Below are 12,064 nucleotides of genomic sequence, written 5' to 3'. Positions count from 1 at the left end.
AAGTCCCCGTCATCATTGTCGAAGTCCCCGTCATCATTGTCGAAGTCCCCGTCATCATTGTCGAAGTCCCCGTCATCATTGTCGAAGTCCCCGTCATCGTTGTCGAAGTCCCCGTCATCCCTGTCGAAGTCCCCGTCATCATCGGCTCCGTTCCCGACGACGGCGTAGGCTGCGGCACCGTACCGCTATCCAAACTATCCCCGTTCTCATCGGGTAGCCGCCCTTCGAGAAAAATTAGTGGTACTGCACTTGGCATTGTTCCGACTCCTTGCGACGCTACTCAAAAACTACTAAATAAACTTAAAGTCAGATGCAGTAATGACGGTGCTGAGCGCTCCCGGCACTGTAGGAATAGAATTCAACACTGCCAAATCGAAAGCTGGGAGACTGTCATCTGCCACATTCGGGTCGAAGCCGAGAACGTACTTGTTAAAAGTATTGTTCAGGTACACGAAGAAAGCTCCCGTTTTGCTCGAACCCTTTTGATTCTTCAACACTGCATTTACTGCTTGAGCGTTATCAAATTTAGATTCAAACAAAATGACTGATTGCTTGCTGATGTCGTCGCCGCTAGACCCGATATTCCTGACGATAAAACTGGTGAAATCGAGAGTAGTTCCTGAGTTGGTTAAACCTGCGAAATTTGACGACCTGAACAAAAATCTGTCGGTCTCGCTGCCGTTAGCGTTAAAGTCAGCAATCACGTCCACGCCTTCGCTGGGAGTTTCGTAGTAGAAGAAATCATTGCCCGCATCGCCCGTGAGCAAGTCAGAACCGACACCACCGCCCACAATGTCATTGCCTGCACCGCCGGAAAGCGAGTCGTTGTCATCGCCGCCCAATACCAAGTCATTGCCGAAGGCGCCGCTGAGACAGTCGCTGCCGGCACCGCCGTCGAGAGTGTCGTCGCCCGCTTGGCCGTCGAGGGAGTCGCTGCCGGCCTCGCCCAACACGTAGTCATTGCCCGAACCTCCGAGTCCCGTGTCGTTGCCTTGTCCACCCAAAATCGTGTCATCGCTGTCCGCGCCCAAGATGGAATCGTTATTGATACCGCCGTCGAGCAAGTTTCTGCCCAGTCCACCGTCGAGGATGTCGTCGCCTGCACCGCCGTCGAGGGAGTCGTCGCCAATGCCACCAAGTAAGGTGTCGGTTCCAGCGCCACCAAGTATCGAGTCGTCGCCGGATTCTCCCAACATCGAGTCATTGCCTGTTCCGCCGTCAATGGTGTCGTTGTTGTCACCGCCCAGGAGGTTGTCATTGTCATTGCCGCCGAACATCAGGTCGTTGCCCAGTCCGCCGATCAGCGAGTCTATGCCGTCTTGGCCGTCAACAGTATCGTTGCCCAGTCCGCCGTCAACGGTGTCGTTGCCGATCGCACCCACCAGCGAGTCGTTGCCTGTTTCACCGAATACGAGGTCGTTGCCGCCATTACCATCGATCAGGTCGTTGCCGTCGCCCCCAGAGAGGGTATCGTCGCCGGCCCCGCCGAGGATGAAGTCGCTGAGGTTGCTGCCTGTAAAGCTGCTGGCAGGGAGTGCGCTGCGATCGACAATATTATCTACCACCGTGATGCTGAAGGATGCCGGCCCGATAGTTGCAGAGCCGTCGGAGGCTGTAAACGTGAAAGTGTCGCTGCCACCTGTCGCCAGCAAGTTGTATTTGACGATGTTGTTGTTGATATCGTCTTGCGTGAATTTGCCGCCGACGTTGAGAAAGGTGCTACCCCTTTGGACAAAACCTCTGGTAGCATCGGGGGCTTTAGTAATCGTGTAAACGATTTCCAAGGGGCTGTTGTCGGGATCTGTGATTAACAAATCGGCGGCAGTGATTGTCTGGATAGGATTACTTTTGGCAACCACTACACCGTCGTTAATTATTAGCTGCGGCGGGTTACTGACGTTGATGGTTACTACCGCCTTACTTGTGCCGCCGCTGCCGTCTGAGATCGAGTAGCTGAAGCTGTCAGTACCCGAGAAGCCCGGATTCGGGGTGTATTTGAATACGCCGCCGCCCACGGGAACCACGCTCCCTTTGCTTGCTGGAGCAAAAGTCGTGACAGTCAGAGCGCTTTGTTCCTGGTCAGTGTCGTTCAACAGAACGTTGAAACTGAGTTCTTGACCCGTAACCGTGGTGAAGTTATCGTTAACTGCTCTTGGAGGTTGGTTAAAGATGGGCGTCGGCGGCGTCGGACTTCCTGTCGGCGTCGGACTTCCTGTCGGCGTCGGCAAATTCGGTGTAGGGAACGTCGGCACCGGCTCTGTCGGCGTTGGTGTCGGCGTCGGTGTCGGACTTCCTGTCGGCGTCGGACTTCCTGTCGGCGTCGGACTTCCTGTCGGTGTCGGTGTCGGTGTCGGTGTCGGCGTCGGTGTCGGCGTCGGTAGCGGAAGGGGAGTTGCGCTGCCGGGAACTGTGGGGGCAATTACAAATGAGCTTCGCCCTAGGGTTCTGCTGTCTACTCCGGGCAATACTGCTAAAAAGTCGCCGCTGACGCCGTTGCGAATAATCGTACTGCCGGCTTTGGTCTCAGTGCTTTGGAAGATTACCAAATCTTCAAACTTGAGGTCGCCGGTTAACCCGATTAAATCTTCGCCTTGGCGAAAGTCTGTGAAAATGTCGGCATCGGCGATATCGGGGCCGCCTGTGGTGATAAATGCCGGGTTAGTGCCGTCGCTGCTGCTGCCACTGGGAGAACTGAAGGCACCGATGACGAAGACATCTCTGCCTTCGCCTCCTGCCACTACGTCTTTGCCTGCTTCGCCCCAAATAACGTCGTTGCCAGCACCGCCGTCCACGATGTCATCACCGTCGCCGCCGAATACGATGTCGTCGCCGTCGCCGGAAAAAAATGTATCCCCGCCGGCGTTTCCGTATAGCCAGTCGCCTCCTTCGTTGCCAAATACCAAGTCTTCGCCGTCGCCGCCGAAGAGCGAGTCGTTGCCTTGGTCGCCCCACACGATGTCGTCGCCTCGATCGCCCAAAAAGCTATCGTCGCCAGCACCCCCACGCAAGCTGTCGCTGCCTTTTCCGCCGTAAGCCGTGTCTCTGCCTTCGCCTCCGATTACCGTGTCGTTGGCGTCATTGCCATACAGCAGGTCAGGGTTATTTGCCCCGTCGAGGCAGTCGTTGCCTTTGCCTCCGTACAGGGTATCGAGTCCTAAACCGCCGTCGAGAACGTCGTTGCCCTCATTGCCGAACAGCACGTCGTCATCGTCGTTGCCAAATAGTAAATCGTCGCCCCCGACTCCTTGCAGGTTGTCGTTGCCTTGCAGCCCGGAAATCACGTCGGGCCCGGGACTGCCAACTAAGGAATCGTTGATTTCTGTGCCGCGGACTACGCCGCCGATGACTGCAGGCGAGGTACCTTGGCCTCCGCCCAAGGTGTCATCTATGCCACCAAATGTGTCGTCACCGGAGGGAGTTGGTGTTGGAGGTGGTGTTGGTGTTGGAGGTGGTGTTGGTGTTGGTGTGGGCGGTTCTGGTGTTGGTGTGGGCGGTTCTGGTGTTGGTGTGGGCGGTTCTGGTGTTGGTGTTGGTGGTATAATTACTGCTGGCACTGCACTTGGCATTATTTTGGCTCCTTTAAACGACGATCCCGATTAACTTTAAGAACTGATTAGTATCAGTTTGTTGCCACAAATCTGGCTTAAAATTGATTAATAACCCCATCATTTCTAACATACTAAATCAAAACTGCAACGGCTATAGATATTTTTTAAGCGGGGCATATTTTGATCTCAAAATATTAATGATTGCACGTTTTGATGCCTAGGTTGGGTATACTTTAATATCGCGCCATTTCGAGAGAACCTAGAAGTCGGGCTTGGAGTCAGCCCGGTGTATTTATCCAGAATCAGAAAAAATAAAAATCTTCGCCGTCATAATTTTTTCTTTCCGAATGTCGAATGCTGAATACAGATGTGCCTGCTTTGTAAAACTTACCTAAACTTGTCTAAAATCGTTTTTAGACACAATCCGAGTTCACTTCCTACGCTGTTGGGTAGACGGCTAATCCCAAGATAAGTAGGCTATCCCCCAATAGCCTTGGGTTCCCAGTTTAAAATATTTAAACTCGCATTCCAATCACGATCTAAAGATATGCCACAAGCAGGACAGTCAAAAGTCCGAACGCTTAGTGGCAGATCTTTTTTATGGCCACAATTAGAACAGGTTTTAGAGCTAGGGAACCATTGATCTACCAGCACTAAAGTTGCTCCATACATTTTGCACTTGTAATCAAGTTGGCGTTTGAATTCGTAAAATCCTATATCTGATATTGCCCCAGCTAACTTGTGATTCGCCATCATGCCTTTTATATTCAAGTCTTCAATCAAAATTCGCTTGAAATTTTTGGCTAAATAAGTTGTTAACTTGTGAAGAAAATCTAGGCGAATGCAAGCTATCCGCGCGTGGAGTCTGCTGATCTTATTATAGGTTTTGCGTTGGTTTTGGGAGCCTTTTACCTGTTTTGATGCTTGGCGCTGCAAGGTAGCAAGTTTGGTTTTCGCACTGGCTATTAACGGCTTTGGTGCATCAAAGACCTGCTGATTTGACAGCGTGGCCGCATATTTAATGCCTACATCGATTCCCACGGATGCCTGAGACTGTTGAACTGGTAAACCTTCGGCGTCAACACAGAAGGAAATAAACCAACGACTTCCTTCTTTTGAAATCGTAAAAGTTTGAGACACGTAATCGCTTTCTAGGGCTTCGTAGAGCCGAAAAGTTCCCAAGGTAGGAATCTTTATGGTGTTGCCAGCGCTTAGTAGAACTTGGACGTTAGACGAATCGACTGTAAAAGATTGACCGGATCGGCGACTAGCGAATCTTGGATGACCTGCTTTCCCAGAGCGATACCGACTAAACGCATCTTTTAGATCGATTAACGCATTTTGGTAAACTCGACTAGACAACTGGTTCATCCAGCCGAATTCAGGCTGTTTCTTGACGTAGTTGGTGAGAACTTTTTTGACTTCGTTGATTACCTTGGAGTCGGTAAAGTTCCCCTCACTATACATTTGAGTTCGCAGGCTTAATCCAAAGTTAAATACTACACGCCGGAATCCTGCGTGTCTTGCCATCAAAGTCGCTTCGTTGTTATTCAATTTTAGCGCTCGTTTAACGGCAAACATAGAACTTCCTCAAGGGCGATTAAGTATGGATAAGTTTAGCGAACTATTTGGTACTTAAGTCTTGCTCTTGCCTGCAGAAGCGAATGCCTTATGCTGACTGCTGACAAGAAACAGAGCTGTTAATTAGGGGCAGAAGCGGCCCGGTTTGTTCTTGTCCACTGACGGATAGTTCGCTGTGGCAAAGGTAAAGCAGGGAACAGCGACTTAACAAATCTAGCAGAATTCGCCGCAGTCGCTGTTGGTCAGCCGCCGTTTCTTCTTCGGTTTCCCAGGGACGCCCCAGTTGCGATCGCAAAAATAAGGGAGCGCCAAACAATGTCGCCGCACCGCCGCTCAGCCACAGGGGCGAGCCGGCATCCAGCCAAAAGTGCCATTTGTGGGCGCGGCGGCTGCTGCGGTACTGGAAGATGTTGGCGAGGGTGACGGCTCTGGCTGCTGGGCCTTCTGGACGCACTGGAAAGGGGTTGGCGGTGACGGTTCCTTGGCGCAACAACTGGATGAACCGGGCGATGGTTTCTGAGTCGCCGCCGTTTGTTGGTTCTACGCGCTGCATTCGCCCGTTGATTTCCCAGTAGTGGGTGGCGGTTTCCATTAACTCGCGCAGGGCTGCTAGCCGATCGTAGGGCAGGTATCTGTCGTTCATGAGAAATTTCTGGATGGCTCGATCGAGTAGGGCAATTGGGCTCGGCAACAGCCGCTCCTGCTGTTGCGATCGCTGTTGTTCGATCCACTCCACAATCTGCTCGTAGGCCCTGGCTGCTCGGTGTCCCAGTCTGTCCCACCGGGGAAAAGCTGTAATGGGCAGCAATTGAGGTCGATCGATATCTGGGCAAAAACAGTGATCGGCGATTAAACCTGCTCTCACTTGGTCGATCGATTTTTGATTGTGAATTTGAGATTTTAGATTGAACGTCGAGTTGGAATCTTCTGTTTCCAATGAACTGTGTTTCTGGCTGCCCAACACTACGAGCATTTCGGCTGCGCCGTCTCGATCGACTAAACGGCCGAGTCCCGGATAAACTAACGCTAACAAAGTGAGTAAAGCTCGAATCTCTGGGGTAGTCGAGAGCGGCCGCTGATCGTTGAGAGATACGGCGGCAATATTATCTCGCGCCAGAATTTCCGTTAAACTGTAACGGGCGATCGCATCCATCCCAGGGGCAATTACAGCGATTTCCTGCGGTTCCACGGCTTGTGACTTCACCGCATCGACGATGATTTCGGCGGTTTCTCGCAGCAGTTGAGCGCGGGAAGTGGTTTGGAGCGATCGAACTTTACCGGGCAAACTCAAGCCTAAAGGATAAAAACCCTCAGAATTAACTGCTAAACTTACCGCTAAATCTCCAATCTCTGGGGCTAAACCGGCTTTTGCGTCCAAATTTTCCACACTTTGACAGCGGCTTTCGAGTCTGGCTAGGTATTCCGTATCAGCCCCCAAGCCCAAACGCACTCCTCCATCTGGATTGTAGGAGAATGCTCCCGCTGCACCTTGGTCGAGCATTCGATCGAACAAATGGCCGCTGATCGCCGGATAATCGTCAACATCGTCTGCGATCACAGCTTGGTATCTAGAGGCCAAATGCTGCTGGTAACTGACATCCGGCAACAAATAGCGCCAGTAGAGTTCGCAAACAATCCCGTAAGTCAGGAACCCCCGCGTCAAGCACCATTCCCGCCACCTTTCGAGCAACTCTCCCATGCTAGTCCACAGGTTGGTCGAGCCGCCGTCACCAGCAAATCCCTGTTCTAGAATGCTGGGAATCTCTTCTCTGGGCGTACCGCTGACAGCAGCAAGTTGTAATAAGTCAAGTGTTCGACGCACCATTCGGTTTGGGCTTACCCCTGTTTGTTGCAAAATGCCTTCGTCTAGTTCGCGACGCCAGAGTCTCGCGGCAAGTTCCAGTTCTGTTTCAGGTTGCAGCCGCAGGGGAAATTGAGCCCTCAAATCCAGCGACTGAACTAGCAGGGGCCAAAATAACAATACCTCCTGCTCAAAAAAACCGAAGGGCGTTGTCGAGTGAAAGGTATATTTTCCTTCGGTAGCGACGGCGATGCGATCGGCCAATTCTAGCCGGTTGTCTCCGTTAGCTGCTAAGACTAAAATTGCTGGGGCAGTTTGTCCAGCCCGCCGTCGCCCGGAACTCGATCGCCCTGAAACTGTTGCAGGCAGAGGCTTGACAGTTTTGCTCCAAATGCAGAACTGCTCGACTAAACGAGTGGTTTTGCCACTGCGGGCAGATCCGACAATCCAAATTGAATCTTCGGTGGCAGTTCTTAATTTATGTAAATTTGTTACCATACCGTGAATACTTTAATCACTAATGTCTACAGCCCACTAACCAGCTTTAGCTATGAATACTTCTCCCTGGAACAGGATTGTAAAATATCTCTACAGCCTTCACCAATGGTATCGAGAAACGCCTGAGAGGGCTCTAGAACAGGCCTACGATGCTGCGTTAGCAATTAAGGCGATCGAAGACGAGCATTTTGGCGGTCAAGGAATCTCTGAGCGATCGGGAGATTACGGACAAAGCACACTGTCTTACTTTAAATCCGAACTGCAAAAATACCTCAAGGTCATCCAAACCCGAATGGTTGAGTTTAATGCTAGCCGTTCTTTTTTGGAACTGCCGGAGCGAGTGGGGGCTAAACCGAAGGCGGGGCACAGCGCTGATTATCACCAGCACGGATTACATCTCAACAATAAAGATAGAGCATCCCTTATATTTGAGAAGCTAGAGTTTATTGATGCAGTCATCGACAAGTATATTAATAATAGTAGATCGACGGCAATTGTTCCGGTTGTAAGTTCAGTAAATGTGCAGGCAAAATCTACCAAAAATAGCACTTCTCCACCTGACCAAAATAAAGGTTCAGCTAATTCTGTTAAAATTCACGATGGTGAGGTTGACACTAACTATGAAGAAGTGAATTTATTACCGCGATCGCTTCTGGGAACTTTGAATCGAATTACTAAAGATTTAGACCCGGAAGCGGAAAAAGAAGTAGTTAAGAATTTTCGCAATTCCAAAGTAAAAACAATTATTTCTCTGAGATTTATTTTGCTTTTGATTTTAGTTCCGCTGTTGACGAATCAAATTTCCAAAAACTTTTTAGTCGGCCCGGTAGTTGACCATTTTAGAGGCAAAGAAAATGCTCCACTTTTCATAAATGTTAACCTGGAAGAAGAAGCATTCCAAGAGCTGGAGAGATTTGAGCAGCACCTCAAATTTCAAAGGTTAATAGGCACTGCTCCGTCGCTTTCTTTAGAGGAAACGGAAAAGAAGATTGCCGAGAAAGCAGTTGAACTAGCGGAGGAATACCGATCTGAAAGTGGTGGAGCTATTAAAAATATTTTTGCCGATTTGATTTCCTGCATTGCCTTTGCCGCGATTATCGTCACTAACAAGAAAGAGATTGAGATTTTAAAGTCTTTCATGGACGATGTGATTTACGGCCTCAGCGACAGTGCGAAAGCTTTCGTAATTATTTTGTTTACAGATGTGTTTGTCGGATTCCACTCGCCTCATGGTTGGGAAGTAATTCTCGAAGGTTTATCGAGGCATTTGGGACTACCAGAAAATAGGCAGTTCATATTTTTGTTCATTGCAACGTTTCCAGTGATCTTGGATACGGTATTTAAGTATTGGATATTCCGTTATTTAAACCGGAGTTCGCCTTCGGCTGTTGCTACGTACAAGAATATGAACGAGTAATCAGGGGCGAAGGAAGTTCGGCAACGGATTCTGTAGCGGATGTAACGGATGTTAGGAAGAAGGAAGTTCGGCAACGGATTAGCTTTCTTCGGATGTAGCGGATGTAAAGGATAGAAGGAAGAAGGAAGTTCGGCAACGGATTATGTAACGGATGTAGCGGATGTAAAGGATAGAAGGAAGAAGGAAGTTCGGCAACGGATTCTTTAACGGATCTAACGGATGTAAAGGATAGAAGGAAGAAGGAAGTCGGAAGAAGGAAGAAGGAAGGAAGAAGGAAGAAGAAAAAAAGATGTAATAATAACAAGGGGTTTCAGGCATTGATAACGTCCTCAGTAGGGCATTCACTGCACACATAGTTACTTACCCATAGCGCACAAAAGCATTTATTGTTTGCGTCAGGAGTGGTTTAATTAATTAGATATACTTAAGCTATTTTGCCTCTAAATTTTATTTTTGGGCGGGTTCTCGCGCGCACCCCACAATAATTTTATCAAACTAGACTGTCATCAAGGCTCGGCTCAGGAAGCGTAAAACTTAGATGCGCCTAGGCCGATCGACAAAAAATACGATCGCCCGCAGAATTTCTCGAAAGAAATCAAAAGGGCGATCGCATTCCCAAAACTCATTACCAATTACCAATGACCTAATTCCAACGCTTCTTGCGCTGTCGCTGGCTTGCCACCGCCTCCACCAGCCCTAGGCCCAGAAAATTACTCAGCAGCGACGCATTCCCGTAACTTAGGAAAGGCAGGGGAATGCCCGTAACCGGAGCCAAGCCAATGTTCATCCCAATATTTACGAACACCTGAAAAATCAACATTGACAGTACGCCGATCGCCAGCAAAGAACCAAAATTATCGTTAGCAGTTTGAGCGATCGTCACCAACCGGAAACAAATTATCCAGAACACCAACAACACGCTAATACAGCCAATAAAACCCAATTCTTCACCAATAGCTGAAAAGATAAAGTCCGTATGCTGTTCGGGAATAAAGTTAAGCTGAGTTTGCGTTCCCTGAAACAAACCCCGGCCCTTAAGTTCCCCAGCGCCAATAGCAATCCGAGATTGAATCAAGTGATATCCGCTGCCTAAAGGATCTTTCTCTGGGTTTAAAAACCCTGTCAGGCGCATTTTTTGATAATCCTTGAGCACATTCCAAAAAATATGTCCGAGGTGTCCAGAAACAACGTTCACCAACACAGCACCGAAAGTCCCCAACCAGGGCCAAGGCAGGGTTCGCCAAGCGATAATACCCGCAATAACTACCCATGCTACCCAAATCGGTGTAGACAGGTTATTGAGGAGAACAGAGATCAGAGGAGAGAATAGCAATATTAGCCAGCCGGGATTGACATTTCCCCAGTAAAACATCCCCATTGTGATCGCGCCGAAGACTAAGGAAGTACCTAAATTTGGTTCGGCAAATATCAATCCCCAAGGTACAGCCATAATCGCCAGCATCCTCAACATATTACCCACCGTGGGGACAGTCTTGTCGTGCAGGAGAGCTGCTAAAGTGACAATCATGCCTACTTTGGCAAATTCTGACGGTTGCAGGTAAAAGCCGCCGATGTTGATCCACCGCTGGGCACCGAGCCCTGTAGTACCGATAAACCGCACTGCGATCAGGGACAAATTGATTAATATGTAAATCGGCCATTTCCACTCAAGCAGTATTTGGTAGCGACAGCGGGAAATGATGATGGCGAGGAACAAACCGACTGCCCCAGTTACCCAGTGCCGCCACCAGTCGATCAGCCCCTGGTTGATTTCGACGCTGCGGATCATGACTCCCCCGAAGATGGTGAGGGCGATGCAAGCGCCAAACAGCCAAGGGTCTGCTTCTTCCCAGGGTTTGAAGATTGATTTCCAGCGGTTTCTGACTTGTATTCTCTGCAACATGAGGATTTTAGATTTTAGATTTTAGATTTTAGATTATCGAGCCGATTTTCGGAAGTTGTGGATATATTTTGGATTCAGAGTCTGCACCTTACTTGAGAAGCCTCGGTGTGAGTACCTCAGATTATTCGGGGAGTTGTAGGGATGTTCCGGGAACGGAAGAAGGAACGCCCAACCGGGTATCTGGGTATTCTATTTTTTTCTGTGCGGTTACTTAATTTAGTTCGCGCACGTGGTCAGAAACCGGGTTTTTGTCGAGAAGACGCCTTACAACTCGCAGAAACCGCTAAAAACCCGGTTTCTTGGGTTTTGATTCGTAAGCCCTAGAATCGTCAGGCCGGTTCGTAAAGGTACTCGAAGCCGTTCCCATCTGGATCTCTGCCGTAAAAGGATGCAGTACCGTCGCGGTGTTCGTGAATGTGGGTGACGGAAACACCATCGGCTTTGAGTTGTTCGTAGGCGGATTCCATTTCGGTACGATCGTCAAATACAAACCCAAAATGCGGCCCTGCTTGGTCGTAACTCGGACTCAACAGCGCCAATCCGTCCTCTCCTGCTTTCAAATAAGCCCAGTCTGGATCTTTCCAGACTAACTCCATACCCAAGTTGCGGTAGAATTCAGCAGACTTCTCTATGTCTTGCACGCAAACGGCTACGTGTCCCAATCGTTTTAGTTTCATATCTACAAAGTTTATGGTTGTTCTTTCATTTATTGTATCTTTTTTCTGATTTCTTGCTGGATTAATTAGGTATTTTTTCTGTTTTTTTTGTCGCGGCTAACTGTACTTTTTCTACTTGTTTGCTAGCGTCCATTTCGCTGAACAGTTGAATGGCGCGCTCAAAATTTTCTTGGGTTTTCTCGATGTTACCAAGTTTTTGTTCTGTCAGTGCTAGTTGATAGCAAGCTTCGGCTCGGTCTAATTTGGCGCTAGCTCGATCGAGTATTTCGATTCCTTCTGGATGGTGCTGCAGGGCTTGGTCAAATTCTCCCCGTTCTCGGTACAGCGCGGCTGTACCGCTGAGAGCTTTGGCTTTGATGGTGCTGTAGTGGTTTTGGTCGGCCTGGGCGATCGCTTGGCGGTACAAGCTCAAAGCTTTGTCTGTCTCTGGCAGGTTTTGATAGGTGGCGGCGAGAAAAACTAATTTGTATCCCGTACCCACCAACTGACTGTTTTCCCGATCGGCATAAAGTTTTTCGGCGAGATCCTCCGCCTGTTTTTTGGCTCCGACACAGGAGTTGAGGTAAGGAATGAGAATTAAATAACTTCCACAAGTTTGTGGGATGGGCGTCCCGCCCGTCCAAAAAGGACGGGCGGGAC

The 12,064-nt window shown here is 49.3% G+C and carries 8 protein-coding genes; 1 reads left to right on the top strand and 7 read right to left on the bottom strand.

Annotated elements, in window-relative coordinates; all coding sequences use genetic code 11:
• The 4 genes from QUB10_RS31100 to QUB10_RS31085 all read right to left on the bottom strand — a co-directional run.
• Positions 1-256 (bottom strand): hypothetical protein (locus tag QUB10_RS31100; protein WP_333207011.1); only part of this gene is annotated, 256 nt, incomplete at its 3' end.
• Between the two features lie 34 nt (positions 257-290).
• Positions 291-3,566 (bottom strand): Ig-like domain-containing protein, encoded by a 3,276-nt coding sequence (locus QUB10_RS31095; protein ID WP_333207010.1) that lies wholly within the window; start codon positions 3,564-3,566, stop codon positions 291-293.
• A gap of 459 nt (positions 3,567-4,025) precedes the next feature.
• On the bottom strand, positions 4,026-5,129 hold the full coding sequence (locus tag QUB10_RS31090) for an RNA-guided endonuclease TnpB family protein (protein WP_333207009.1): 1,104 nt from the start codon (positions 5,127-5,129) through the stop codon (positions 4,026-4,028).
• Between the two features lie 88 nt (positions 5,130-5,217).
• Entirely contained in the window at positions 5,218-7,428 is a 2,211-nt protein-coding gene (locus QUB10_RS31085; RefSeq protein WP_333207008.1) for a recombinase family protein, read from the bottom strand.
• 52 nt (positions 7,429-7,480) lie between these two features.
• Here QUB10_RS31085 and QUB10_RS31080 point away from each other — a divergent pair, with 52 nt between their 5' ends.
• A complete protein-coding gene (locus QUB10_RS31080; RefSeq protein WP_333207007.1) occupies positions 7,481-8,845 on the top strand; it encodes a proton extrusion protein PcxA in 1,365 nt (454 codons plus the stop codon).
• A gap of 643 nt (positions 8,846-9,488) precedes the next feature.
• Here the strand turns inward: QUB10_RS31080 and rodA are convergent.
• The 3 genes from rodA to QUB10_RS31065 all read right to left on the bottom strand — a co-directional run.
• A complete protein-coding gene (rodA, locus tag QUB10_RS31075) occupies positions 9,489-10,748 on the bottom strand; it encodes a rod shape-determining protein RodA (protein ID WP_333207006.1) in 1,260 nt (419 codons plus the stop codon).
• A 329-nt stretch (positions 10,749-11,077) separates the two neighbouring features.
• Positions 11,078-11,425 carry a VOC family protein gene (locus QUB10_RS31070; RefSeq protein ID WP_333103068.1) on the bottom strand — a complete coding sequence of 116 codons (348 nt, stop codon included), beginning with the start codon at positions 11,423-11,425 and terminating at the stop codon, positions 11,078-11,080.
• Positions 11,426-11,486: 61 nt separating this feature from the next.
• On the bottom strand, positions 11,487-12,064 hold a 578-nt coding region (locus QUB10_RS31065; protein WP_333207005.1), incomplete at its 5' end, for a tetratricopeptide repeat protein.

Source organism: Microcoleus sp. B5-D4 (assembly GCF_036705145.1).
Taxonomy (GTDB): domain Bacteria; phylum Cyanobacteriota; class Cyanobacteriia; order Cyanobacteriales; family Microcoleaceae; genus Microcoleus.
Note: the sequence above shows the minus strand (reverse complement) of the source record. Positions and strands in the feature narration are given on the sequence as shown.

What these genes read in the sequence shown, in the direction of transcription:
- QUB10_RS31080 (WP_333207007.1), top strand. Translation starts at nt 7,481, where the DNA reads ATGAATACTTCTCCCTGGAACAGGATTGTAAAATATCTCTACAGCCTT.
- QUB10_RS31085 (WP_333207008.1), bottom strand. Translation starts at nt 7,428, where the DNA reads ATGGTAACAAATTTACATAAATTAAGAACTGCCACCGAAGATTCAATT.
- QUB10_RS31090 (WP_333207009.1), bottom strand. Translation starts at nt 5,129, where the DNA reads ATGTTTGCCGTTAAACGAGCGCTAAAATTGAATAACAACGAAGCGACT.
- QUB10_RS31070 (WP_333103068.1), bottom strand. Translation starts at nt 11,425, where the DNA reads ATGAAACTAAAACGATTGGGACACGTAGCCGTTTGCGTGCAAGACATA.
- QUB10_RS31095 (WP_333207010.1), bottom strand. Translation starts at nt 3,566, where the DNA reads ATGCCAAGTGCAGTGCCAGCAGTAATTATACCACCAACACCAACACCA.
- rodA (WP_333207006.1), bottom strand. Translation starts at nt 10,748, where the DNA reads ATGTTGCAGAGAATACAAGTCAGAAACCGCTGGAAATCAATCTTCAAA.